20 protein-coding genes are annotated in these 25,687 nt (G+C 71.4%); 15 read left to right on the forward strand and 5 right to left on the reverse strand.

All coding sequences use genetic code 11. From position 1 onward, the window contains the following. Positions 1-80 precede the first annotated feature (80 nt). The 3 genes from ABD191_RS22265 (at position 81) to ABD191_RS22275 (ending at position 2,702) form a co-directional block, all read left to right on the forward strand. On the forward strand, positions 81-281 hold the full coding sequence (locus ABD191_RS22265) for a hypothetical protein (RefSeq protein WP_344085387.1): 201 nt from the start codon (positions 81-83) through the stop codon (positions 279-281). A gap of 82 nt (positions 282-363) precedes the next feature. Beyond that, entirely contained in the window at positions 364-1,212 is an 849-nt protein-coding gene (locus ABD191_RS22270) for a hypothetical protein (protein ID WP_344085390.1), read from the forward strand. A 56-nt stretch (positions 1,213-1,268) separates the two neighbouring features. Then, positions 1,269-2,702: an RNB domain-containing ribonuclease gene (locus ABD191_RS22275; protein WP_344085393.1), complete on the forward strand. Its 1,434-nt coding sequence runs from the start codon at positions 1,269-1,271 to the stop codon at positions 2,700-2,702. Positions 2,703-2,763: 61 nt separating this feature from the next. Here ABD191_RS22275 and panB read toward each other — a convergent pair whose 3' ends face one another. From panB to ABD191_RS22290, 3 genes are all read right to left on the reverse strand, one after another. Beyond that, positions 2,764-3,600 carry a 3-methyl-2-oxobutanoate hydroxymethyltransferase gene (panB, locus tag ABD191_RS22280; protein WP_344085395.1) on the reverse strand — a complete coding sequence of 279 codons (837 nt, stop codon included), beginning with the start codon at positions 3,598-3,600 and terminating at the stop codon, positions 2,764-2,766. A gap of 104 nt (positions 3,601-3,704) precedes the next feature. Beyond that, complete coding sequence (locus ABD191_RS22285; RefSeq protein WP_344085398.1) at positions 3,705-5,480, reverse strand: NAD+ synthase; 1,776 nt, start codon at positions 5,478-5,480, stop codon at positions 3,705-3,707. Positions 5,481-5,539: 59 nt separating this feature from the next. Continuing rightward, entirely contained in the window at positions 5,540-6,034 is a 495-nt protein-coding gene (locus ABD191_RS22290) for a hypothetical protein (RefSeq protein ID WP_344085401.1), read from the reverse strand. Positions 6,035-6,353: 319 nt separating this feature from the next. On the opposite strand from ABD191_RS22290, the gene ABD191_RS22295 reads away from it, so the two are divergent. The 4 genes from ABD191_RS22295 to ABD191_RS22310 all read left to right on the forward strand — a co-directional run bounded on the left by ABD191_RS22295 (position 6,354) and on the right by ABD191_RS22310 (position 9,784). Next, on the forward strand, positions 6,354-7,706 hold the full coding sequence (locus ABD191_RS22295) for a glutamine synthetase family protein (protein ID WP_344085404.1): 1,353 nt from the start codon (positions 6,354-6,356) through the stop codon (positions 7,704-7,706). Positions 7,707-7,789: 83 nt separating this feature from the next. Then, a complete protein-coding gene (locus ABD191_RS22300) occupies positions 7,790-8,092 on the forward strand; it encodes a transposase (protein WP_344085407.1) in 303 nt (100 codons plus the stop codon). Continuing rightward, a complete protein-coding gene (locus ABD191_RS22305; RefSeq protein WP_344085410.1) occupies positions 8,089-8,979 on the forward strand; it encodes an IS3 family transposase in 891 nt (296 codons plus the stop codon). The genes ABD191_RS22300 and ABD191_RS22305 overlap by 4 nt, the downstream gene beginning before the upstream one ends. A 175-nt stretch (positions 8,980-9,154) precedes the next feature. Then, positions 9,155-9,784, forward strand: coding sequence for a hypothetical protein (locus ABD191_RS22310; protein ID WP_344085413.1), 630 nt, complete (start codon positions 9,155-9,157; stop codon positions 9,782-9,784). A gap of 416 nt (positions 9,785-10,200) precedes the next feature. Here the strand turns inward: ABD191_RS22310 and ABD191_RS22315 are convergent, their stop codons facing one another. Next, positions 10,201-10,725 carry a MarR family winged helix-turn-helix transcriptional regulator gene (locus ABD191_RS22315; RefSeq protein ID WP_344085416.1) on the reverse strand — a complete coding sequence of 175 codons (525 nt, stop codon included), beginning with the start codon at positions 10,723-10,725 and terminating at the stop codon, positions 10,201-10,203. Positions 10,726-10,824: 99 nt separating this feature from the next. Here ABD191_RS22315 and ABD191_RS22320 point away from each other — a divergent pair, with 99 nt between their 5' ends. After that, positions 10,825-13,950, forward strand: coding sequence for an efflux RND transporter permease subunit (locus ABD191_RS22320; protein WP_344085420.1), 3,126 nt, complete (start codon positions 10,825-10,827; stop codon positions 13,948-13,950). A gap of 31 nt (positions 13,951-13,981) precedes the next feature. Here ABD191_RS22320 and ABD191_RS22325 read toward each other — a convergent pair whose 3' ends face one another. Next, positions 13,982-14,515, reverse strand: coding sequence for a GNAT family N-acetyltransferase (locus tag ABD191_RS22325; protein WP_344085423.1), 534 nt, complete (start codon positions 14,513-14,515; stop codon positions 13,982-13,984). A 211-nt stretch (positions 14,516-14,726) separates the two neighbouring features. Here ABD191_RS22325 and ABD191_RS22330 point away from each other — a divergent pair, with 211 nt between their 5' ends. From ABD191_RS22330 to ABD191_RS22360, 7 genes are all read left to right on the forward strand, one after another. Further along, a complete protein-coding gene (locus tag ABD191_RS22330) occupies positions 14,727-15,134 on the forward strand; it encodes an SCP2 sterol-binding domain-containing protein (RefSeq protein ID WP_344085426.1) in 408 nt (135 codons plus the stop codon). Further along, the gene (locus ABD191_RS22335) at positions 15,131-17,221 is read left to right on the forward strand and encodes an amylo-alpha-1,6-glucosidase (protein ID WP_344085428.1); all 2,091 of its coding nucleotides are present in this window, start codon (positions 15,131-15,133) and stop codon (positions 17,219-17,221) included. The genes ABD191_RS22330 and ABD191_RS22335 overlap by 4 nt, the downstream gene beginning before the upstream one ends. Positions 17,222-17,308: 87 nt before the next feature. Next, complete coding sequence (locus ABD191_RS22340; protein WP_344085431.1) at positions 17,309-19,789, forward strand: FHA domain-containing protein; 2,481 nt, start codon at positions 17,309-17,311, stop codon at positions 19,787-19,789. A 95-nt stretch (positions 19,790-19,884) separates the two neighbouring features. Further along, positions 19,885-21,345: a hypothetical protein gene (locus tag ABD191_RS22345; protein ID WP_344085433.1), complete on the forward strand. Its 1,461-nt coding sequence runs from the start codon at positions 19,885-19,887 to the stop codon at positions 21,343-21,345. 14 nt (positions 21,346-21,359) lie between these two features. After that, positions 21,360-23,624, forward strand: coding sequence for an FHA domain-containing protein (locus tag ABD191_RS22350; RefSeq protein WP_344085436.1), 2,265 nt, complete (start codon positions 21,360-21,362; stop codon positions 23,622-23,624). 14 nt (positions 23,625-23,638) lie between these two features. Then, positions 23,639-24,361 (forward strand): vWA domain-containing protein, encoded by a 723-nt coding sequence (locus tag ABD191_RS22355; protein ID WP_344085439.1) that lies wholly within the window; start codon positions 23,639-23,641, stop codon positions 24,359-24,361. A gap of 17 nt (positions 24,362-24,378) precedes the next feature. After that, positions 24,379-25,686, forward strand: a complete 1,308-nt coding sequence (locus ABD191_RS22360; protein ID WP_344085442.1) for a protein phosphatase 2C domain-containing protein — start codon at positions 24,379-24,381, stop codon at positions 25,684-25,686. The last annotated feature ends 1 nt before the right edge of the window (position 25,687 follow it).

Consider the following 25,687-nt stretch of genomic DNA (forward strand, 5'->3'; position numbering starts at 1 on the left):
ATTACGTCTAATGTGGAAGTCTCGGCAAATTTTCGGATGAATGAGCACCATATGGGAGGTTCAGCGTGCATAGTGATGACATGAGAAGCGGCGTGGGCGCTCGGTACTACTGGTGCCTGTTCCACAACCGGGTCGAGACGGACGACAACGTCTGCCCGGGGCACCGCCGTCTCGGGCCGTACCCGACCGCGTCGGAAGCGCAAGCGGCACTGACCAAGGTGGCCGAACGCAACGCGGAGTGGGACGCCGAAGACGCCCGTTGGGAGGGCGAACAGACGTGACGGCTGCGTCACGCCGCCGAGGGGGTCCGTCCGGCGGACAGCCGCCGGACCGACCCGACAGATAACGCCTGAGGAGGCAAAAATGGCCGTTGCGAAGAGGGCCACGACCAGACCGGCCGCGAAACGCGCGGCTGCCAGCAAGAGCACGACGAGCGCCGCGAAGAAGACCACCGCGCGCGCGTCGGCCGCGAAGAAGGCGCCGGCAAAGAAGGCCACCACGCGCACGACCTCGGCCCGCAAGGCCACGGCGAAGCGCACGGCGGCGGCGGCCACGCCCGCCAGGAAGACGGCCGTCAAGGCCACGGTCAAGAAGACGGCGGCGGCGAAGAAGACCACCGCCGCGAAGAAGACCACGGCGGCGAAGAAGACGACCGCGGCCAAGAAGACCACGGCCGCCAAGAAGGCGCCGGCCACCAAGCGGACGACCGCCGCGCCGGCGAAGAAGACGACCGCCAAGAAGACGACCGCGGCGAAGCGGGCCACGGCGGCCAAGACCACCGCCGCGAAGAAGACGACGGCCGCGAAGAAGACCACGGCGGCGAAGAAGACGGCGGCGGCGAAGAAGACGGCGGCCGCCAAGAAGACGACCGCCCGCGTGAGCGGCGCGAGGAAGACCACGGCCGCCAAGAGCACCACCGCCAAGAAGACCACGGCGGCGAAGAAGACGACCGCGGCCAAGAAGACCACGGCCGCCAAGAAGGCGCCGGCCACCAAACGGACGACGGCCGCCAAGACGACCGCGCCGGCGAAGAAGACGACCGCCAGGAAGACGACCACGGCGAAGAAGACGACCGCGAAGAAGACCTCGGCGGCCCGCTCGACGCCATCGCGCCGCACGGCCACCGCAACGCTGAAGAAGGCGGCCAAGCGGGCGCCCACCCGCCGGTCGACGAGCGCGTCGCAGAGCATGGCGCGCACGATGGCGACCTGATCCACACTGACGGCAATCCGATGCCATCGGGGCGGCGGCGCTGGTAAGAACATGAGGTGGTTACCAGACTCGTCGCCGCCCCGAAAATCGACTTCTCCGACCTGCGCCGCGAGCTGGAGCTGCCCATCGGCTTCCCGCCCGCGGCGCGGCATGAGGCCGAGGTGGCCGCGGCGGGCCCGCTGCCGGCCGACCCCCGCCGGGTGGACCGCACCGATCTGCCCTTCGTCACGATCGACCCGGCGACGTCCCGCGACCTGGACCAGGCCGTGTGCCTGGAGAGCGCCGGCAACGGCGGCTTCCGGGTGCACTACGCCATCGCCGACGTCTCCGCGTTCGTGCCCGTCGGCGGCTCGCTGGAGCGCGAGACCTGGCAGCGCGGCCAGACCATCTACCTGCCCGACGGCAAGGTGCCGCTGCATCCCCAGGTGCTCTCGGAGGGCGCGGCCAGCCTGCTGCCCGACGCGGACCGCCTCGCCGTCCTGTGGACGATCGACCTGGACAGCGACGGCGCCACCCGCGCGGTGTCGCTGACCCGCGCGACCGTGCGCAGCCGCGCCAAGCTCAACTACGCGGGTGTGCAGGCCGCCGCCGACGCGGGCGAGCTGCCCGAACCCATCGCGCTGCTGCCCACGGTCGGCAACCTGCTCATCGAGCGGGGCCTCGACCGGGGCGCGATCAACCTGCCCATCCCCGAGCAGGAGGTGGAGCCCGACGACGGCGGCTTCCGGCTCGTCCTGCGTGCCCCCGTCCAGGCCGAGGAATGGAACGCGCAGATCTCCCTGCTCACCGGCATGAGCGCCGCTGACGTCATGCTCGCGGGTGGCATCGGCATGCTGCGCACGATGCCCACGCCGCGCCCGGAGGCGATCGCGTCACTGCGGGTGGCCGCCGCGGCCCTCGGGGTGGCCTGGCCCGAGGGGGCCGGTCCCGGTCGCGTCCTGCACACCCTTGATGTGAGTACGCCCAGGGGAGCGGCGTTCGTCGACCGCGCCGCCGAGCTGATGCGCGGCGCGGGCTACACGGCGTTCGACGGCACCCCGCCGGCGGAGCCGGGCCACGGCGCGGTCGCCGCCCCGTACGCGCACGTGACGGCTCCGCTGCGGCGGCTGGCCGACCGGTACGTCACCGAGGTGTGCCTGGCCCTGCACGCCGGGGTGACCGTGCCCGCCTGGGCGCGCGCCGCCCTGTCCCGGCTGCCCGAGGTGATGAGCCGCACCGACCGCGTCGCGGGCACGGCCGAGCGCGGCGCGGTCGACCTGGCCGAGGCGGTGCTGCTGGCCGGCCGCGTCGGTGAGGAGTTCGACGCGGTCGTCATCGACGTCGACGAGGAGCGCCGCGACAACGGCCGCCCGCGCGGCGGCGACATCGTGCTCGACGACCCGCCCGTGAAGGCCCGCTGCACCGGCGACCTGCCGCTCGGCGAGCGCGTGCGGGTCCGCCTCGTCGTCGCCGACCCCCACCGCCGCCAGGTCACCTTCGAGGCCGCCTGACGGTGTCGGGCGAGCGCTGAACCGGGCTGGCACCCGTGCGTACCAGCCCGGCTCTCGGCGCTCAGAAGGTGTGTTCCGCCGCCGGGAAGGCGCCGTCGCGGACCTCCTCGGCGTAGCGCTTCGTGGCGTCCGTGAGGACGTCCGCCAGGTCGGCGTAGCGCTTGACGAAGCGGGGCGCCTTGCCCGCGCGCAGGCCGGCCATGTCCTGCCAGACGAGCACCTGCGCGTCCGTTTCCGGGCCGGCGCCGATGCCGATCGTCGGGATGCGCAGCTCGTGGGTGACGTGCTTGGCGACCTCGCCGGGCACCATCTCCAGCACGACGGAGAACGCGCCGGCCTCGGCGACCGCCCGCGCGTCCGCGAGGACGTCGGCCGCCGCGTCGCCGCGGCCTTGCACCCGGTAGCCGCCGATGGCGTGCTCGCTCTGCGGGGTGAACCCGATGTGCGCCATGACCGGGATGCCGGCCCCGGTGATCGCGGCGATCTGCTCGGCGACCCGCCGGCCGCCCTCCAGCTTCACCGCGTGGCAGCCGCCCTCCTTCATGAACCGCACCGCCGTGCGCAGCGCCTGCGCGGGGCCCTCCTCATAGGAGCCGAACGGCAGGTCCGCGACCACGAGGGCGCGCTTCGTCGAGCGCACCACCGCCCGTACGAGGGGGAGAAGTTCCTCGGCGGTGATGGTCACGGTCGTCTCGTAGCCGTAGACGTTGTTGGCGGCCGAGTCCCCGACGAGCAGGACCGGGATGCCCGCCCCGTCGAAGATCCCCGCCGTGTACTGGTCGTAGCTGGTGAGCATCGCCCACTTCTCGCCGCGCTCCTTGGCGGCGTGCAGGTCGGTGACTCTCACGCGTCTGGTGGCGGGGCCGCCGTACAGCGACGCCACTTCTGGTTGGGCCATGTGTGGACTCCTCGTCTGCCTCGAGGCCGCGTCCGCGGTCCCCGGGTCCTACCGCCGATAGTCCCACCGGGGCGGGCTCTGCCGGCGGCTTTGCGGGGAATCTCTCAGCTGGTGCCCTCGCGGAAGCGGCTCGTGATGGGCAGCCGCCGGTCCCGGCCGAACGCCTTGATCGAGATTTTCGGCCCGGGCGCGGACTGGCGGCGCTTGTACTCCGCGATGTCGACCATCCGCAGCACCCGGTCGACCGTCGCCGGGTCGTGGCCGGCGGCCAGCAGGCCGTCGCGGCCGATGTCGCCGTCGACGTAGTCGGCGAGCACCGCGTCGAGCACCGCGTAGTCCGGCAGCGAGTCGGAGTCGACCTGGCCGGGGCGCAGCTCGGCGCTGGGCGGCTTGGCGATCGAGTTTTCCGGGATGGGCGGCACGGCGTCGCGGCGGGCCGCGTCCGCGTTGCGCCACCGGGCGAGCTGCCACACCATCGTCTTCGGTACGTCCTTGAGGGGGTTGAACCCGCCGACCGAGTCGCCGTAGAGCGTCGAGTAGCCCACCGCCAGCTCGCTCTTGTTGCCCGTGGTCAGGACCAGGTGGCCGTCCTGGTTGGAGTGCGCCATGAGGATGATGCCGCGCACCCGGGCCTGCAGGTTCTCCACCGCGAGCCCGGACAGCGCCATGTTGGCGAGGAAGGCGTCCACCATCGGCTGGATCGGCTCGGTCAGGTAGTTCAGCCCGGTGCGCTTGGCCAGGTCGGCCGCGTCGTCGCGGGAGTGCTCACTGGAGTAGCCGCTCGGCATCGACACCCCGTAGACCCGTTCGGGCCCGAGCGCGTCAACCGCGATCGCGGCCACGACGGCCGAGTCGATGCCGCCCGACAGGCCGAGCACGACGGTCTTGAACCGGTTCTTGCGCACGTAGTCGCGCAGCCCCAGCACCAGGGCGTGCCACACCTCCGCCTCGTCGTTGACGCGCTCGGCGACGTCGCCGAGCCGGCGGTCCTGGCTGAAGGCCGGCCGGTTGCCCAGCTCGGTGCGCGCGATCTTCATGGGGCCGAGGTCGCCGTGGGGCGCGTCCGGGTCCGCCGCAGGAAGATCCACATCGAGTACGAGCAGCTGCTCGGCGAACTGCGGTGACCGGGCGAGCAGCGTCCCGTCCGGGGCGACGACCATCGAGTCGCCGTCGAAGACCAGCTCGTCCTGCCCGCCGACCATGTTGAGGTACGCGACCGTGGCGTTGGCCTCCCGGGCCCGCCGCTGGACCAGGGGCAGGCGCAGGTCGTCCTTGTTCAGCTCGTACGGCGAGCCGTTGATGTTGACGACGAGCCCGACACGGGCCTGGGCCGCCGCGGTGAACGGACCCCCGGCCTGCCAGATGTCCTCGCAGATCGTCAGCGCCACGTCCACCTGGCCGCCGTCGCCGTTCATACGGACGACCCGCAGGGTGTCGCCGGGCACGAAGTAGCGGTCCTCGTCGAAGACGCCGTAGTTGGGCAGGTGATGCTTGAAGTAGCGGGTGACGACCTTGCCGTCGTGCAGCACCGCGCACGCGTTGCGGGCGCCCCGGCCGGGCGCCGTGTCGGCGTCGGGGCGGGTCGGTCCGTCCGCGTCCAGATAGCCCACCACGACCGGCAGGTCGCCCAGGCCCTCCGCCTGAAGGTCGGTGGCGAGCTGGGCCAGCCCGGTGATGGAGGCGCCCACGAACGACGTACGGAAGACAAGGTCCTCCACCGGGTAGCCGGTGAGCATCATCTCCGGGAACGCCACCAGGTGCGCGCCGGCCTCGGCCGCGCGGCGGGAGACCTCGCGCACGATGGCGGCGTTGCCGGCGATGTCGCCCACGGTGGGGTCGACCTGGGCGAGGGCGATGCGGAGCCGGACGTCCTTCGTCATGCCCCGATTGTCACCCAAAGCCAGGTCGACCGCGCCTGTGGTGCGGCCCACGTGGGGGCTCAGTCCATGCTGAGCAGGGTCGCCCCCACGAACAGGCTGAGTGCCACGGCCAGCAGCGCCACCTGTGCGGGAAGCTGGCTGAAGGCCCGCAACACCCGGCTGAACGAGTGCAGCAGGTGTCCGGACGCCTCCAGCGTCGCCGGGACGGAGGTGGGTGTCGCCGGCAGCGCCTCCGACGTCGTGACCAGGTTCTGGGTCACCTCGTCGGACGCGCCGATGGGGCGCAGCTCCCGGTCGTTGGTCTGGGCCAGGCGGTCGACCATGCGGACCCGGCCGCGCATCTCTATGATGATCACCCAGGCGGCGCCGGCCGTGACGAGGCCGCCGAGCAGCATCATGCTGAGTGCGACCAGGTCGGCCACCCTGGGCCCGGCGCCGTTGTTCGACTCCGGGTCGGCCATCCGATAGAAGACCAGCCAGATGGGTAACGAGACGACCGTGAGTGCGGCGAGGATGACGCCCGCGGAGGCGTACGCGAAGCGCGGTTGCCACACAAGATCGTGGCGTGGGTCTCGGGCGGCCGCCTGGCTTCTGATGGCTCGGGTGAGCTCAGCCAGGGCCGAGTCGCCGGTGGATGGGGATTGACCTGCGGGAACGTGCGCAGAGTGAGTGGCCACCGTCCGACCTCCCCAGGAGGTGAAATGATCGGTAGACGAATGATAAGTGTCCCGGCCTGTCCAAGGAAGTGGCTGGTTTTCCGAATCATCCCCGCGGGATGGGTCGAGTAACGTACCCGTAATAGCGTCGCGGAACACTCGCACGGTGAATACCCAGACGAGTCCCGCACCACCCTGGCAAAGCAGGAGTAGAGACATGGACCGTCAGCAGGAGTTCGTGCTCCGCACACTGGAAGAGCGCGATATTCGCTTCGTGCGGCTGTGGTTCACCGACGTGCTCGGCACGCTCAAGAGCGTCTCCGTGGCGCCCGCCGAACTCGAGGCCGCGTTCGAGGAGGGCATCGGCTTCGACGGGTCCGCCATTGAAGGTTTCGCCAGGGTCTACGAGTCCGACATGGTCGCCATGCCGGACCCGTCCACCTTCCAGGTCTTCCCGTTCGAGGGCGGCGCCAGCGGCGAGAGCGCCCGGATGTTCTGCGACATCCTGCTGCCCGACGGCTCCCCGTCCTGGGCCGACCCGCGCCACGTCCTGCGCCGCGCGCTGTCGAAGGCCGCCGAGAAGGGCTTCACGTTCTACACCCACCCGGAGATCGAGTTCTTCCTCCTCCAGGACGTGCCGACCGACGGCGGGGTGCCGACCGCGGTGGACTCCGGCGGGTACTTCGACCACACCACGCACCTCATCGCCCGCGACTTCCGTCGCCAGGCTGTCCTCGCCCTGGAGCGCATCGGCATCTCGGTCGAGTTCAGCCACCACGAGGTCGCCCCCGGCCAGCAGGAGATCGACCTGCGCTACGCCGACGCGCTCACCACGGCCGACAACATCATGACGTTCAAGCACGTCGTGAAGGAGGTCGCGCTGTCCCACGGGGTGCACGCCACCTTCATGCCGAAGCCGTTCACCGACCAGCCCGGCAGCGGCATGCACACCCACCTGTCGCTGTTCGAGGGCGAGCGCAACGCCTTCCACGACGCCGCCGACCCGATGAAGCTGTCCAAGGTGGGGCAGGCGTTCATCGCCGGCCTGCTCGCCCACGCCCGGGAGTACACGGCCGTCACCAACCAGTGGGTCAACTCGTACAAGCGGCTCTTCCCGCAGGCCATCACCGACCGGATCACGGAGTCGCCGGCGTACGTCTGCTGGGGGCACCTCAACCGCTCCGCGCTCGTGCGCGTACCGGCCTACGGCAAGCCCAACTCCGCGCGCGTGGAGGTCCGCTCGCTCGACAGCGCCACCAACCCCTACCTGGCGTTCGCGGTCATGCTCGGCGCCGGCCTCAAGGGCATCGAGGAGGGGTACGAGCTGCCCGCCGGCGCCGAGGACGACGTCTGGTCCCTGTCGGACGCGGAGCGTCGCGCGATGGGCTACGAGGCCCTGCCGCAGAACCTCTCCGAGGCCCTCGACGTGATGGCCGGCTCCGAGATCGTCGCCGAGGTCCTGGGCGAGCACGTCTTCGACTTCTTCCTCAAGAACAAGCGTGCCGAGTGGGAGGACTACCGCAGGGTCGTCACCCCGTACGAGCGCCAGCGGTACCTCGGCGTCCTTTAGCCCTTGACGGACCGCCCCCACCCCGCCGAGGTCATGCAGTTCCCCTCGTAGCGTGGAGGCCTGGACTTGAGGGATAGAGGTTCATGGCTGAGACGAGACGCCGGTTTGATCCGGACTTCCGCGAGGGTGCGGTGCGGATTGTGCGTGAGACCGGCAAGTCGATCGCGCAGGTCGCTCGTGACCTGGGGATTAACGACGGGACCCTGGCCAACTGGGTGAAACAGGATCGCGAACGGCGTGGTGAGGCCGCCGCCGCGGGCGGGTTGAGTGAGGACGAGCGGGCGGAGCTGGCCAGGTTGCGGCGGGAGAACGCCGAGCTGGCGATGGAGCGTGATGTCCTCAAGCGATCCGTGGTCCTGTGGGTCAAGGAAGCGACGGGCCGGTGAGCGTGGCCGCCTTCATCGCCTCCCAGAGGACCGAGTACCAGGTGCCGCACGCGATCGCCTGCCGAGCCCTGGGCGTGTCCGAGTCGTGGTTCTACAAGTGGCGCGACCGGCCACCCACGCCACGGCGGGACCGTCGCGACCGGCTGGCCGTGGCGGTCCGCACGGTGTTCGACGCATCCGGTGGCACGTACGGCAGCCCGCGTGTGGGTGACGAGCTGCGCGAGCAGGGCTGGCGGGTCTCGGACAACACCATCGCGGTGCTGATGGCCGAGCTGGGTCTGGTCGCCCGGCCCAAGCGCCGCCGCCGTGGGCTGACCCGCCAGGGTAAGCGGCCGGCCGCCCCGGATCTGATCCGGCGGCAGTTCACCGCCCCGGCACCGGACGTGGCCTGGTGCGGCGACATGACCGAGATCAACACAGATGAGGGCAAGCTCTACCTCGCCACCGTCATCGACCTGTACTCCCGCCGAATCCTCGGCTACGCGATGGGCGAGCGTCACGACGCCGACCTGGTCGTGGCCGCGTTGAACATGGCCGCGGTCACCCGCGGCGGCCAGGTGACCGGAGTGATTTTCCATAGCGACCGTGGAAGCGAATACACCTCCGCCCGCTTCGTCGCCGCCTGCGCACGGTGGGGTGTGCGTCAGTCGATGGGCCGGGTCGGCTCGTGCTTCGACAACGCCGTCGCCGAGGCCACCTTCTCCACCATCAAGGTCGAGTACGTCCACCGCCGGCACTTCGCCACCCGGACCGAGGCACGCATCAAGATCGCCACCTGGATCACCGACTTCTACAACCACCGCCGCCGCCACTCCGTCTGCGACGGACGCTCACCTATCGACTACGAACGATCAACAACGCGGGCGCTGGAGGCCCGGGCCGCATAACGGAGCCCTCCACGTTTTCAGGGGATTGCCATCACGCTTACCGGCGAGGTGGGACGTTGCGCCGCTGACCGCTCCGCTTCGCGTGGGGTTGGTGGCGGGTGGCTCCGCCATAGCCGTGCCTTTGGTGGGGCGGGGAGCGCGGCGCTTCGCCATAGCCGTGCCTTTGGTGGGGCGGGTGGCGCGGCGCTTCGCCAAAGTCGTGCCTTTGGCGGGGCGGGTGGCGCGGCGCTTCGCCAAAGTCGTGCCTTTGGCGGGGCGGGTGGCGCGGCGCTTCGCCAAAGTCGTGCCTTTGGCGGGGCGGGTGGCGCGGCGCTTCGCCAAAGTCGTGCCTTTGGCGGGGCGGGTGGCGCGGCGCTTCGCCAAAGTCGTGCCTTTGGCGGGATGGGGAGCGCGGCGCTTCGCCATAGTCGTGCCTTTGGCGGGATGGGGAGCGCGGCGCTTCGCCATAGTCGTGCCTTTGGCGGGATGGGGAGCGCGGCGCTTCGCCAAAGTCGTGCCTTTGGCGGGATGGGGAGCGCGGCGCTTCGCCAAAGTCGTGCCTTTGGCGGGGCGGGTGGCGCGTGGCTTTGCCAAAGTCGTGCCTTTGGCGGGGCGGGTGGCGCGGCGCTTCGCCAAAGTCGTGCCTTTGGCGGGGCGGGGAGCGCGTGGCTTTGCCAAAGTCGTGCCTTTGGCGGGGCGGGTGGAGGCGCGCCCGCCGCGGTCGTGTCGTTGGGGACGCGCATGCGCTTGTGCGGCAACGGCGGCGCACGTCGCGGTGCTGCGCTTGTCACGGAGCCCTCTATCAACGATCTCTGGCGCGCGATGACCGAGCCATGATGAGCACCTGAGCGGACAGATCACCGCAAACTGTCTATTGTGGGGACCTGGCCTTACCAAGATCAGCGTTTTGTGGCGGGATGTGTGGCTGGGCTCAACGTTCTGCCGGTAGACGCCGATCTTGGTAGACGTGGCCGCGCTGATGACAGCGATCGCGCGCCACGAGCGTTTCCGGGCGGTGATCGTGGCAGCGGGTACAGCGGAGGCTGGCGGTGGAGGGCGGCGATCTGTGCTGAAGGCACTATTCATCCGGTTGTTCGGCGGTCGCCCCGTAGATCTTGGGGGAAAGGCAAACCTATGAGTCGTGTTCGGCCCCAAGATCTGGTCGTGCCAAGCCCGTCGGCGACCCGGCCCGGGCGCGCTCAGCCGCAGGCGGTGATCGTCACGGCGCTGGTGGTCGGCCGGTCAGGGGGCGGAGGAAGCGTCAGATGCCGGTCCGTCGGGGCGGTCGGCGAGTTCTGCCGCCAGCGCCGTGCGGAGCAGGGTTACCGCCTCGTCGATGACCCGCAGGCCGGCCAGGTCGATGCGGTTCATCAGGCGGCGCTGGTGTTCCTCGCCCGCCGTGAGGATGTGGTCGATCATCTCGCGACCGCGGGTGTCGAGCTCGATGCGGCGTACCCGGCGGTCGTGCGGGTCTTCGTGGCGGGTGACGAGGCCCTGGGCGACGAGGCGGTCGACGATGCCGGTCATGGTGGCGAGGCTGACGCCGAGGTGCCGGGCCAACTCCTGGCCGCCGGAGCCGCCGTGCAGGCGCAGCAGCAGCAGGATCTTGAGCTGCGACATCGTGAGATGCGAGTTGAGCAGCGGATTGGACCGGTCCTCGGCGAGCATCCGCTGAACGAGCTGCTGGCCGCTCATGATCCGTTCAATGAGCACGTTCCGCTCGTCCGGGCTGGTCGCGGACGGGCGGGATGCGGACTGATCGATCATCTCAGGTCAATACCCTAACAGGGTTACCCGCGTTAACACGAATTATTCGCGTCGGGCAAACTATCTGGGTCGCAGACCTTCTTCGGGGGAGTTGAGTCCATGTCCCGCCTGGCCAGACTGAGCCTCGCCAACCGTGGTCTCACGGCACTCATCGCCATTGTCGTGACCGCGTTCGGCCTCCTGACCATCCCGTCGCTCAAGCAGCAGCTGTTCCCGTCCATCGACTTCCCGGGCGCGTTCGTCTCCGCGACCTTCCCGGGCGCCTCGCCGGAGGTGGTCGAGGAGCAGGTGACCGCCCCGATCGAGAACGCCCTGCAGGGCACCCCGGGGCTCAAGAAATACTCGTCGACCTCGCGCGAGGGCCTGTCGCTCGTGCAGATCGAGCTCGACTTCGGCACCGACCTGGACGCCGCGGTCGCCAAGATGGAGAGCTCTCTCAACCGGATCGCCGCCCAGCTCCCCGACGGCGTGGACCCGCAGGTCTTCGCGGGCAGCACGGACGAGTTCCCGGTCGTGGTGCTCGCGGTGAGCGGCGACGGCGACCAGGACGTACTCGCTGACAAGCTGCGCTCGACCGTACTGCCGAAGATCCAGGCCATCGACGGGGTACGCGAGGCCGAGCTGACCGGCGTGCGCGACAAGCAGGTCGTCATCACCCCCGACCCGGTGAAGCTCGCCGCCGCGGGCGTCGACGCGTCGGCGATCGCCACGCTGCTGCGCACCAACGGCATCGCGATCCCGGCCGGCACCCTGACCGAGGGCGACCGGAGCGTCAACGTCCAGGTGGGCACCCCGGTCACCACGGTCGACCAGCTCAAGGGCCTCTACCTGGCGAGCACCAAGGGCAAGCCCGTGACGCTGGGCGAGGTCGCCGGCGTCGTGGCGCAGCCCGCCGAGGTCACCTCCATCACCCGTACGAACGGTAAGCCCAGCCTGGGCATCGCGGTGACCGCCACCCCGGACGGCAACGCGGTCGGCATCTCCCACGAGATCCGTGACCTGATCCCCGAGCTGAAGACGGACCTCGGGGCGGGCGCCGAACTGACCCCCGTCTTCGACCAGGCGCCCTTCGTCGAGAAGTCCATCGAGGGCCTGACCACCGAGGGCCTGCTGGGCCTGATCATGGCCATCATCGTGATCCTGGTCTTCCTGCTGTCCGTGCGCTCCACGATCGTGACGGCCGTGTCGATCCCGCTGTCCGTGGTCGTGGCGCTGCTCGCGCTGGGCACGTTCGACTACTCGCTCAACGTGCTCACCCTCGGCGCGTTGACCATCGCGATCGGCCGCGTCGTCGACGACTCCATCGTCGTACTGGAAAACATCAAGAGGCATCTCGGGTACGGCGAGGAGAGGCGCGAGGCGATCCTCACCGCCGTCCGCGAGGTCGCCGGGGCCGTCACGGCGTCGACCCTGACCACGGTGGCGGTGTTCTCGCCGATCGCCCTGGTCGGCGGCATCGTGGGCCAGCTGTTCTCGTCGTTCGCGATCACGGTGACGGTGGCGCTGCTCGCCTCGCTGGTCGTCTCGCTGACGATCATCCCGGTGCTGGCGTACTGGTTCCTGCGGCCGGCGGCCACCACGGACCTGGCGGCGACCCGCGCGGCCGCCGACGAGAAGGAGCGCCGCAGCCTGTTGCAGCGCACCTACGTGCCGGTGATCGGGTTCGCCACCCGGCGGCGCTGGACGACGCTGGGCCTCGGCCTGCTGGTGCTGTTCGTGACGTTCGGTCTCGGCAACCAGTTGAAGACCAACTTCTTCGACCAGTCGGGTCAGAACGCGCTGAGCATCACGCAGAAGATGCCGGTCGGCACGAGCCTGGCGGCCACGGACGCGGCCGCCAAGAAGGTGGAGGCCATTCTTGAGCGCACCGAGGGCGTGCAGACCTACCAGGTCAGCATCGGCGGGGCCGGCGCGTTCGGCTTCGGCGGCAGCGGCGCCGGGGCGGCCGACTTCTCGCTGACGGTCGACGAGGACCACGACGCGCTCACGCTGATGGACCAGTTGCGGGCCGAGACCGCCAAGCTGACCGACGCGGGCGAGATCAAGGTGGACGCCGGCAGCGGGGGCGGCTTCTCGGCCAGCAACCTGCAGGTCATCGTGACCGCGCCGGACGCCGGGACCCTCAGGACCGCCTCCGAGCAGGTCCGCGCGGCCATGGCGGGCGTCGCGAACATCGCGGACGTGACCACCGACCTGGCGTCCAGCTCCCCGCGCCTGCAGGTGACGGTCGACCGCGACGCGGCGGCCGAGGCCGGCCTGACCGAGGCGACGATCGGGCAGAGCGTCTCGGCCGCGTTCCGGGGCACGCCGCTCGGCCAGTACAGCCTGGACGGCAGCCAGCGCACGGTGGTGCTGCGCTTCGGCGCCGCGCCGGTGAGCGCCGCGCAGGTGGAGAACCTGCCGCTGGTCACCCCGGCGGGGATCGTGCCGCTCAAGCAGGTCGCCAAGGTCGCCACCGTGGACGGTCCGGTGCAGGTCACGCGGTCCGAGGGCAAGCGGGTGGTGACCGTCAGCGGTACGGCCGTGTCCGACAACGTCGGCGCCGTGTCGCAGGACCTCACGAAGGCCCTGGAGAAGCTGACGCTGCCGGGCGGCGCCACGTACGAGTTGGGCGGCGCGAGCGCCGACCAGAGCGAGGCGTTCGCCAGCCTGGGTCTGGCCCTGCTCGCCGCCATCGCGATCGTCTTCATGATCATGGCGGCGACGTTCAAGAGCCTGGTCCAGCCGCTGATCCTGATGGTGTCGATCCCGTTCGCGGCGACCGGCGCGATCGCGCTGCTGCTCGCCACGGACACGGCCCTGGGCGTGCCGGCCCTGATCGGCATGCTGATGCTCGTCGGCATCGTCGTGACCAACGCGATCGTGCTGCTCGACCTCATCAACCAGTACCGCGAGCAGGGCATGAGCGTGCGCGACGCGGTCATCGAGGGTGGCCGGCACCGGCTGCGGCCCATCCTCATGACGGCCGTGGCGACGATCTTCGCCCTGCTGCCGATGGCGTTGGGCCTGACTGGCAGCGGCGGGTTCATCTCCAAGCCGCTGGCGATCGTGGTGATCGGCGGCCTGCTCAGCTCCACGCTGCTCACGCTGGTGCTGGTGCCGACGCTCTACACGATGGTCGAGGGCCGCAAGGAGCGTAGGGCCGCCAAGCGTGCCGCCCGCGCAGCCGCGGCCGGCCCCGCGCCGGAGCAGCGCACCGACGAGCCGGTTACGGCTCAGGCTTGACGGCCGGACGTCTGGTGGGCCCCGCGCGGGCCTACCAGACGTCCCCGTCGCGCCAGTCGGCGACCATGAGTGGGTCGCCCATATCCAGATCAAAGGACCCGGGCAGTACGTACACCCCGCCGTCCTCGTCCGGGGTGCGCCGGACGCCGTCGAGGGTCAGCGCCGACAGCGGGCCACGCCACCGCCGCCACCCGCGTGACTCGTAGAACGGCACCGCCTCGTCCGTGGCGCCCAGTGCGCCGAGGTCGTACCCGCCCCGGATGAACCGCTCCAGCGCCCCCATCAGGGCCGCGCCGTGGCCGCGTCGGCGCGCGGTCGCCCGTACCGCGACGCCTTCGACATAACCCGCGCGCAGGGCGACGCCGCGGTGGACCAGCCTGCGTTGGACGAGGCTCGCGTGCCCTACCAGCAGCGGCCCGGAGTACGCGAGGGCGTGGATGCCGCCCAGGCAGTGCTCCCAGTCGTCCTCGGTCATGTCGTCGAAGGCCTCGTAGAGCAGGGCCCGCGCGGCCCGCGCGGTCGCCGGATCCAACTCCGCGGTGTGCCGCGTCACGACGTGCGCCATCCGGCCATGCTCCACCCCCTGCCCGCAGCGTGCAAAGTGCGCACCCGGGCGGCATCGGAGGGCACCGGTAGGCGCCGAAGTGCGCACCTTGCAGGGCGGGGGCGGTGCGGTGCGGACGTTTGGCGATCTTGCGGTGCGGCCCACCGGCCCGGTATAGCATCGCAATGGGTCTAATCGGGCATATTGCTTAGCGTGACCAGGGCGGGCGGCGATGACTGACGTGATTATGGAGTACCTCAACGAGCTGGAGCGCAGCGATGATGTGCCGATCCTGAGGCGGGCCTCGGGCACGATGCGCTTCGACATCGAGGGTGAGAACGCCATCCAGCGCTGGCTCGTCACGATGAACCGGGGACAGATCTCGGTGAAGCGCAGCAACGCACCCGCCAACTGCGTGGTCCGTGGCGACCGGGCGATCATCGAGAAGATGATCAACGGCGAGCTGAATCCGCTCGCCGGCATGCTCCGCGGGCTGGTCCAGGTCGAACTGGCCGCCGACTCGGAGGTGCTCGTCCTCGTCGTCCGGTACACGGGCGCGCGGGTGCAACGGATGCGACAGGAGGGCCTCCTGCCGGCCCGACCCGCCGCGGCCACCCGGCCCAAGGGCAGGCGGCGATGAGCGAGCAGGTCGCGATCCTCGACGGCAACACGTTCGTCGTGAGCGACGGCTGCGGCGACATCGAGGCCACGCCCACGGACACCGTGGGGCTGTTCTCGTTCGACACCCGGTTCCTGTCCACCTGGGTGCTCACGGTCGACGGCCACCGGCTCAACGCGCTGTCGGCCGACAATTTGCAGTACTTCGAGACGCGCTTCTTCCTCGTCCCCGGCACGGGCACGGTCTACGTCGACGCGAAGCTGTCCGTGATCCGGCAGCGGGCGGTCGGCGGCGGCTTCCACGAGGATTTGATCATCCTCAACCACAACGACAAGCCCGTGAGCCTGGCCGTGCGCATCGACGCGCGGTCCGACTTCGCCGACATCTTCGAGGTCAAGAACGCCGAGGGCAAGAAGGGCAAGTACTACACGAGCGTCGAGGAAGGGCGGCTGGTGCTGGGCTACCAGCGCGAGACGTTCATCCGGGAGACCGTCATCAGCGCGACCGGCGGCCGGTGCCAGGTCGACGAGCAGGGACTCAGCTTCGACGTCAGGATTCCCGCGCACGGCCGGTGGGAGACCGACATCGAGGTGGCGGCCATCGTGGTCGCCTACCACGGCCGCCGGCCCCGCGGCCGCGAGCTACGCAAGGTCAAGCCCAAGTACGCCCACGACGAGCACAAGGCGCGCCCCAACATCGGCCAGAGCCTCGAACAGTGGGTCGCGGGGGCACCGAAGCTGGAGTGCGAGGACATCCACCTGCGGCTCACGTACCGGCGCAGCCTCGTCGACCTGGCCGCCCTGCGGTTCTCGCCACCGGTCTCCGCCGGGCACAACCTGCCCGCCGCCGGGCTGCCCTGGTTCATGACCATGTTCGGTCGCGACAGCATCTTCACCAGCCTGCAGGCGCTGCCGTTCACCTCGGAGCTGGCCAGCACCACCCTGAAGGCGCTCGGCGGCTGGCAGGGTGCCCGGGTCGACGACTTCCGCGACGAGGACCCGGGTCGCATCCTGCACGAGATGCGCTACGGCGAGACGGCCGCGTTCGAGGAGCAGCCCCACTCGCCGTACTACGGCGCCGCCGACGCCACCGCGCTCTACGTGGTGCTGCTCGACGAGTACGAGCGGTGGACCGGCGACGCGGCCCTGGTCAAAGACCTTGAGTACGAGGCCCGCGCGGCCCTGAACTGGATCGACGAGTACGCCGACCTGCAAGGCAACGGGTACGTGTCGTACCAGCGGCGCAACGAGGAGACCGGCCTGGAGAACCAGTGCTGGAAGGACTCGTGGGACTCCATCGCCTACGCCGACGGGCGGTTGCCCGGCTTCCCCCGGGCGACCTGCGAGCTGCAGGGCTACGCGTACGACGCGAAGGTGCGCGGGGCGCGGCTCGCCCGCGAGTTCTGGAACGACCCGGCGTACGCCGAGGAGCTGGAGCGCGGCGCCGCCGACCTGAAGAAGCGGTTCAACAACGACTTCTGGCTGCCCGACAAGCAGTACTTCGCGCTCGCCCTGGAGGCCGACGGAAGCCAGGTGGACTCGCTCACCTCCAACATCGGTCACCTGCTGTGGAGCGGCATCGTCGACAGGTCCAAGGCCAAGGCGGTCGCCAAACACCTGATGAGCGATCGGCTCTTCTCCGGCTGGGGCGTCCGCACCATGGCCACGGGCGAGCACCGGTACAACCCGATCGGGTACCACGTCGGCACGGTCTGGCCGTTCGACAACTCGTTCATCGCGTGGGGCCTGCGCCGGTACGGGTTCGCCGAGGAGGCGGCTCGGATCGCGGCCGGCATCCTCGACGCGGCGGTCTTCTTCGAGGGCCGCCTGCCCGAGGCCTTCGGCGGCTACGAGCGCGAGCTCACCCGCTATCCGGTGCAGTACCCCACGGCGTGCAGCCCGCAGGCCTGGTCGACCGGGGCGCCGCTGCTGTTCCTGCGCACGATGCTGGGGCTGGAACCGCGCGGCGACGACCTGGTGGTCAACCCGAAATTGCCGGGCGGCGCGGGACACATCGCGCTCCTGGACATCCCCGGCCGGTGGGGCAAGCGGGACGCCTTCGCCCGCGGCCGGATGCCGCTGCGGCACCGGCACGTCACCGAGGACTGATCCGCGCGGCGACCTGACCCTCCGGCGTCGGATAACCGTCCGCTGGCGGCATCGACCAGGCTGGCCGGCCTTCCCTATGATCGCGGGATGCCTGCCACCCCGCAGCCCCTGCACGTCACCACCCGAGGTGGCACGAAGACCTTCCAGCCCGGCACGACGGTCGTCATCGGGCGCGACACGGCCGCGAGCGTCGTGGTGGCCCACGAGAAGGCGTCGCGCCAGCATCTGACGGTCCACTTCGCACCCGAGCACGGCTGGGTGCTGACCGACTCCAGCTCCAACGGCACGTTCCACAACGGCCAGCGCGTCGCCCACCTGGTGCTGACCGGTCCGGTGTCCGTGCTGCTGGGCAACGCCACCGACGGCGAGCGGATCGACTTCGCCGTGGGCATGCCCGCGACGCCGCCCGTTTCGGGGCCCGTCGGCGCACCCGTCCCCGGGCCCATGGGCGCACCCGTCTCCGGCCCCGGGCCCATGCCCGGCGGGCCGGTGCTGCCGGGCGGCGGCGCGAACCCGATGAGCATGTCGTTCGGCGAGCTGTCCATGGTGTACGAGCCGACCAAGCGCCTGCGCATCGGCCGTGCTCCGGACAACGACGTCGTCGTCAACAACCTCATCGCGTCGCGCTACCACGCGCAGTTGCACGCCGACGGGCGCGGCGGCTGGGTGCTGGAGGACCTCAACAGCTTCAACGGCACGTTCGTCAACGGCCAGCGGATCAGCCGCCGCGCGCCGGTCGCCAACGGCGCGCTCATCACCATCGCCCACCACCACTTCGTGCTGGTCGACGGGCGCCTGCAGGAGTACGTCGACGACGGCCGGGTGAGCCTGACGGCGCTCAACCTGCGGGTCGTGGCCGGCAAGCTGCAACTGCTCGACGACATCAGCTTCCAGCTGGAGCACAACTCGCTGCTGGCGATCCTCGGCCCCACGGGCGCCGGCAAGTCGACCGTGATGCGGGTGCTCACCGGCACCCAGGCGCCGGCCGCCGGCGCGGTGCTCTACAACGGCCGCAACCTCTACGCCGCCTACGACGAGCTGCGTTACCGCATCGGGTACGTGCCGCAGGACGACATCCTGCACAGCCAGCTGTCCGTGCGGAAGGCCCTCAACTACGCCGCCAAGCTGCGCTTCCCCCCGGACGTGTCGTCGGCCGAGCGCGGCTCGCGCGTCGAGGAGGTCATGGCCGAGCTGGGCCTGAGCCACCGCGCGAACCTGTCCGTGAGCCGCCTGTCGGGCGGCCAGCGCAAGCGCACCAGCGTCGCGCTGGAGCTGCTCACCCGCCCGTCGCTGCTGTCGCTCGACGAGCCCACCTCCGGCCTGGACCCGGGCTACGAGCGGCAGGTCATGACGCTGCTGCGCGACCTGGCCCGCGGCGGCCGTACGGTGATCACGGTCACCCACAACACCGAGAGCCTCGACCTGTGCGACCGGGTGCTGTTCCTCGCCCCCGGCGGCCAGGTCGCCTACTACGGCCCGCCGAGCGAGGCGCGGGAGTACTTCGGGACGCCGCACTACCCGGAGGTGTTCACCCGCCTCGAGGAGGCGCCACCCGGCGCCGCGAAGGCCGCGTTCGCCGGGTCGCCCAAGGCCCGGCAGTACCTGGACCAGCCGCTGCGCCGGCAGCTGGAGTCCGCGCCGCTGCCCCCGCAGACCACGGCGAAGGCGCCCACCCGCGCGCCCGTACCCAGCCCGTTGCGCCAGGTGTTCACGCTGACCGGCCGGTACACGAACATCATCTCCAGCGACCTGCGCAACACGCTGCTGCTGCTCGTCCAGGCCCCGATCCTGGGCCTGCTCATGATGGTGGCGCTGGGCAAGGACGGCCTCAAGCCGGGCAGCCCGACGGTCACCGGGGGCGGCACGGTCCTGCTCGCCCTCGTCCTCGGCGCCTCCTACCTGGGCGCCGGCAACGCGGTCCGCGAGATCGTCAAGGAACGGGCGATCCTCGCCCGGGAACGGGCGGCCGGGCTCTCGCCCGGGGCGTACCTGTGGTCCAAAGTGATCGTGCTGGGCCTGCTGACCGTCGTGCAGGCGATCATCCTCGTCCTCATGGGTACGGCCCGGCAGGGCGGGCCCGCCGAGGGCGCGTTCATCTCCTCCGGCAAGCTCGAACTGATCGTGGTCGCCGCGCTGACCGGCCTGGCCGCGATGGCGCTCGGCCTGCTCATCTCGTCGCTCGTGTCCAACCCCGACAAGGCGCTGACGATCCTGCCGGTCGTCCTGCTCGCGCAGTTCCTGCTGTCCGGGGCGTTCTTCGACGTCAACGGCTCCGTACTCAAGCCCTTGTCGTACGTGACGAGCGCGCGCTGGGGCTTCGCGGCCGCCGCGTCGACCGCGGACCTGCAGGGTCTGGTGCCGCGTACGTGCGGCCAGCCGCTCGACCCCTCGCTGCCGCCGGGCACCCGTGTGATCAAGTCGGAGGCGGACGACCCGGCCTGCGACAGCACCCGCAAGCACGAACCGAAGACCTGGCTGCTCGACAATCTCTTTGTCGTGTTGCTGACGATCATCCCGCTACTTATAGCCTGGCTGCTCATCCGAAGGGTTGGACAGCCAAAACGTTAGCGGCCGGCACAGTTGGGCCGCGTGGATGATGATCGCGGACGCTACATTGTCGGGCGGATGCCCACCCCCACCCGTCGCACCCCTCGGGAGCCCAGATGACGCAGCCGTCCTATGACCGCAGCGGCGCCGCCAGACTGGCGCTGCAGGAGATCTTCCGCGACTACGGGTTGGCCGGCATGGACAACGACGCGCTGCTCAACCAGCTGCTGCCCGACCTGCTCGCCGGGTCGCCGAAGGAGGCCGGCCTCGTGCTCGCGGCCGCCTCCGCCGACGTGGCGCAGCTGCTGACCAGCCGCATCCAGGGCGGCATGGCCCCCGACGCGGCCGTACGCGACGTCGCGGCCGTCCTCGCCGACCGCAACGCCCTGGACACCAACGCGGCGCTGTGGGTCGTGTCGGAGTACTCCGCCGCGCTCGGTCACCCGGTTTCCGTCCAGTGGTCGGCGCCCCAGTCGCCGGTCGCGCCGCCCACGTTCGCGCCGCAGTCCGGGCCGCCCTCGCAGCAGACCTCCTCGCCGCCCCTCCCGCAGCAGACGTCGACGCCGCCTTTCCCGCAGCAGACGTCCACGCCGCCTTTCCCGCAGCAGACGTCCACGCCGCCCTTCCCGCAGCAGGGGCCGTCGCAACCCGGAGCGCCGCAGTCCGGGCCGCCCCACCAGCAGGTGCCGCCACCGTTCCCGCAGCAGGGGCCGCCCGGCCAGTTCCCGCCGCCGCAGCAGTTCCCGCCGCGGCCGGGGCCGGACGTGACCCGCATGGACGGCGGGCCGGCCGGGCCGGGTGGCCCGGGTGGGCTGGCCGGGCCGGGTGGGCTGCCGCCGACGAGCCAGCTGCCGCCGCCCTTCCCGCCCCAGTACCCGCAGTATCCGCCGCAGCCCAGCCGGTCGAAGGCGCCGCTCATCGTCGGCATCGTCGCGGGCGTGCTCGTGCTCGCGGTCGTCGCGGGCGTACTCAGCTATGTGGCGCTCAAGCCCGACGCCAAGAAGAAGTGCGAGGGGCCGGAGTGCACGGCGACCAGTACGACGGCGGCCGCCCCGCCCGCCACGTCGGCGGCCCCGCTGCCGACGACCGAGGCGCCGCCGACGACGGGCTCCGGCTCGAACCGGCTCGCCGACCTGATGCCGTCGGATCTCAGCGTTGCCACCGACTGCAACACCTCCAACATCCCCGCCCTGGCGAACGTCAACGGCCTGGTGGAGCAGCTCAGCTGCACCGAACGCAGCAACTCCACGATCGCGGGGGCCACGGTCATCGGCAGCCTCTTCGACAGCGAGTCGTCGCTGCAGGAGGGCCTTGACGCGCTGAACAAGGCCGTCTCGTTCTCCAACAGCAAGGCCGGCAAGGGCTGCCCGCCCAAGGGCAGCGCGGCCGGCGTCAACACGTGGCACCGCTCCGGCACGCCCGACGAGACCGCTGGCGTGCTGCAGTGCTACAGCTCCACCAACAAGACCAAGGTCTATATCTGGACGGATAAGGCAACGTACACCTTGTACTCAGCGGAGGCGCCAAACAGCGTATCGTTCGCCACCCTTGAGGACTGGTGGGAGAACTACGCCTGACGGATCGGGGCCCTATGTACCCGTTGGAGGTCGTCGCGGACGGCCGGCGGTACCTGTTCGACGCGGGTACCACGGTCGTCTGCGGGCGCTCGCCGGACGCCCACGTGGCGCTGACCGACCGGCGGGTCGGTCGCGTCCACGCGCGCCTGGCCTTCGCCGACGGCGCCTGGTTCGTGCACGACGAGAACAGCCGCAACGGCACGTGGCTGTCCGGCGCTCGGGTCACCACGCAGCGCGTCGACCACGAGATCACCATGCACCTGGGCAACCCGGTCAACGGCGCGCTGGTGTTCCTGCGCCCGCACCGCGACGCGTCCACCGCGCCCACGATGGTCACCAGGCCACCGGCGGCGGCAGGCGCGCGGCCGGCCGCCGAGCCGACTCTGGGCGGTCAGTCGATCCCCGCCACCCCCGCGCCGGCCGTGTCCCAGCAGCCGACACAGGTCGTCGCCCCGCCGCCCGGATCGCCGCCGTCCGCCCCGCCCGGCTCACCGCCGCCCGGCTCACCGGCGCAGGCGGGCGCGCCCGCGCAGCCGCCGGGACAGGTCCCGGCATCCGGGTCGCCCGCGCAGGCCGGCGCCACGGCCGTGCAGCCCGCGGTGCCCGCGCGGCAGGGTCCTTTCCCGCCCCCGGCCGCCACGTTCCCGCAGGTACCTCCGGCGCAGCCCACGCCCGTCCTGGTCGCGCGCCTGGGCGCCCGCACGCTCGTCTACCCCATGGGCGCGCACGTGCGGGTCGGGCGCGACCCCCGACTCGAGGCGGTCACCGACCATCCGATGGTGTCCGGCCAGCACGGCGTGCTCACCAGCGACCCGGACGGGGCCACGTTCACGGACACGTCCGAGCGGGGCACGTACCGCGACGGTAAGCCGATCAAGGGGCCGTTGCGCATCACCGAACCCACCGTCCTGCGCCTCGGCGACCCGGCGACCGGCGAGGAACTCGGCATCACCCCGCCGCTGACGATCGAACGCATGCGCGCGGGCCGGCGCCGGCGCGCGATGGTCCGCACGCTGACCGTCGTGGCGGGCGTCATGGCCGTCGTGATGATGGCCGGCATCGGCGCGATCCTGTGGACCCGCGGCGACGGGGGCGCGAACGAGAATGCCGCCGCGGTGCCGACGAACGCGGTCGCGCCCGGCGCCGGCACGGGCGTGCCGAGCGCGCTCAGCCCGCAGTTGCTGCACCGTGCGGAAACGGCGACCGTGCGGCTGCTGCAGGGCGGCGTCGACGACCACAGCGGGTGGGGTTCGGGCACGATCCTCACCGCCGACGGGCTGATCCTCACCAACGCGCACGTCGCCGCGCCGCGCGCGCCCGGGCTCGCGGTCGCGCTGGCCACGCCCGCGTCGGCGTTCGAGGCGGACCCGCCGTTCCTGACGGTGGAGTTCATCGACAGCGACGACTCGGCGGCGCAGGCCCGCTACCGGGCCCGCCCGGTGGCCGTGGACGGGTACCTCGACCTCGCGGTCGTGGCGATCTACGCGGACACGGCCGGCAACCCGGTCGACCGTTCGACGCTCAACCTGCCGTTCCTGGAGCTGGGTGACGTCGGCAAGGTGCGCCTGGGCCAGGCCGTGACGATCCTCGGGTACCCCGGGGTGAGCGGGTCGGACACGATCACGGTGACCACCGGCGTCATCTCGACGTTCATCCGCGACCCGCTGCGCCACGTGGACGACCCCCGGTTCGAGATGGAGACGACCGCGCGGGTGGCGCACGGCAACTCCGGCGGAGCGGCGATCACGGACGCGGGCGAGCTCGTCGGCGTGCCCAGCCTCGCCATCCCCGGCACCGGGTCGGACCTGTCCTGGCGGCTGCGCTCGGTCACCCAGGCGCGACCGCTCATCGACGCGGCGCGCGCGGGGCGCCCGTACGAAAGTGATCTTCTGGTGAAGCTGGGCTCGGCTCGCGTCACCCAGGTCGGGGTCGGCGCGGATGCCGCGCAGGCCTGCGCCGGCAACCCGTCCGTGCCGTCGGGCTCGCCGAACGCGGTGTTCGGGTTCCGGTACGAGGCGGCGATGCCCGGGCTCGACGTGGCGTTCCTGCTGCGCCTGCCGGACGGGCAGGTGGTCCGCACCGGCGCGTCCCAGACCCAGAACGTGCCAGGGCTGCCCCAGGGGGTGCTGCGCACGCCGACGGGCTGCGTCGCGTACTCGGTGAACGCCTCCGGCCTGGGCGCGAACGCGTTGCCCGACGGGGTGTACCAGGCCCAGTTGCTCGGCGGCGAAAATCTTGATCCGATGGGACCTGCCGCGACGCTCCGCGTCGGCGCGTGACGAGAGGGCCCGTGATGGCACAACCCGTACCGAACAAGACGGCGTGGGACCTGACCACGGCCGCGATCATGCCGGGTGGCGGCATCGCCAAGCGCCCGCTGCACTTCATCATCGCCGCCGACTGCTCCTGGTCGATGCACGGCGAGAAGATGCAGGCGCTCAACTACGCGATCGCCACGATGCTGCCGCGCCTGGCGGAGTGGGAGCGCGCGCAGGAGAACGCGCAGGTGTTGGTGCGCGCCCTCCGGTTCGACAACCGCGCCTCCTGGCACATCGAGGAGCCCACCCCGGTCGGCAAGGTGCGCTGGACGCCGCTGCGCTGCGAGGAGCGGGCGCTGACCCACATGGGCGCCGCGCTGCGCCTGATGGCCAGCGTGCTCACGGTCGACCAGATGGAGCGGCGCGCGTTGCGGCCCGCGCTGATCCTCATCACCGACGGCATCGCCACGGACAACTTCGAGACCGGGCTGGCCGAACTGCTGGCCACGCCCGGCGGCGCGGCCGCGATACGGGTCGCGGTCGCGATCGGCCAGGACGCCCGCCCGCAGCAGCTCGCGAAGTTCAGCGACGAGAACGTGGGCGTGCTCCACGCGTCCAACGCCGAGGACATCCCGGACCTGCTCATGGCGGTGTCCGTCGCCGTGTCGCGGATGTCCGAGGTGGGCGCCGACAAGGCGAACCTCACCCAGCAGTTGCGCCAGCACGGGTACGACCCGACCGACGACTCCATCGTCTGAGCGCCAGGAGACCACCAATGCCGTCCCCCTCCACCTGGCAGGTCCACACCGCCAGCGCGCTCGGCGCGCAGCACGTGGCGATGGGCAAGGGCAACGAGGACGCCGTCGCGGTGCGCCAGCCCGACCCGGACACGGTCGCCGTCGCGGTCGCCGACGGGCACGGCCACGCCCGCCACTTCCGCAGCGAACGCGGCTCCGCGCTGGCCGTCGAGGTCGCCACCGAGCTGGGCGCCACCGTGGGCGCCGGCATCCCCGCCGGCGCGACCGCCGAGCACATCGAGCGGATGCTGCGCGAACGCACCGGCCCGGACCTCGTCCGCGCGTGGCTCGCCGCCGTGGACCGCGACCTGGCCGCCCGCCCGGTCGGCGCCGACGAGCTGCACGCGGCCGGCCTCACCAAGCCCTCGCCCGACGAACTGGTCTTCGGCTACGGCGCCACCCTCATCCTCGCGGTCGTCTCGGCCGGCTGGCTGTTGTGCGCGCAGATCGGCGACGGCGACGTGCTGGCCGTCACCGAGGACGGTCGGGTGCTGCGCCCCGTGCCGGCCGACCCCCGCCTGGACGGGTCGCGCACCACGAGCCTGTGCCAGCCCGACGCGGCCGACGCGCTGCGCTACGGGGTGGTCAGCCTCGCGGGCGCGTCCATCGCCGCGGTCATGCTGGCCACCGACGGGTACGGCAACGCGCAGGCGCGCAACGACTGGGACACCGCGTTCGGCACCGACCTGGCCGCGCTGGCCGCCGCGCACGGGCCCGCGTGGCTGGGCAGGCAGCTGCCCCGTTGGGTGGGCCAGTGCGCGTCCTCGGACGGCAGCGCCGACGACGTGACCGTGGCCCTGGTGCTCGCGTCAGCGGCCGGCTGGCGCCCGGCGCTGCCCGCCAACCCGGACCGGACCACGGTCGTCGACGCGAACCTGCCGGCCGGTGGCGGCACGATCGTCATGAACGACCACACCGTGCCGAACGTACCGCCACCCGGCCGCCCGGTCGTCATCGACGACGCGACCGTGCTCACCCCCGGCCGCCGGCAGATCGGCGACGACACCACCGTGCTGCAGTCGCCGCGCCGGCCCGGAGGCGACGACACGACCGTGGTGCACTCCGCCTACGGCGCCTCGCCGGCCGCGCCGCTCGCCGCGCCGCCCGTGACGTCACCTCCGGCGGTCGTGCCACCGGTGACCTCACCGCCGCCCCTGCCGTACGCCGCGCCGCCCGCCCGCTCGGGCCCCCTGTCCGGGTCCACGCGCGAGACCGTGCTGCTCGTGGCGCTCGCGGCCCTCGCCGCCGTGGCCGCCGTCGTCTTCGTCGTACTCCTGGTGAGGTGAC

It is taken from the genome of Luedemannella helvata (genome assembly GCF_039528415.1).
Taxonomy (GTDB): domain Bacteria; phylum Actinomycetota; class Actinomycetes; order Mycobacteriales; family Micromonosporaceae; genus Luedemannella; species Luedemannella helvata.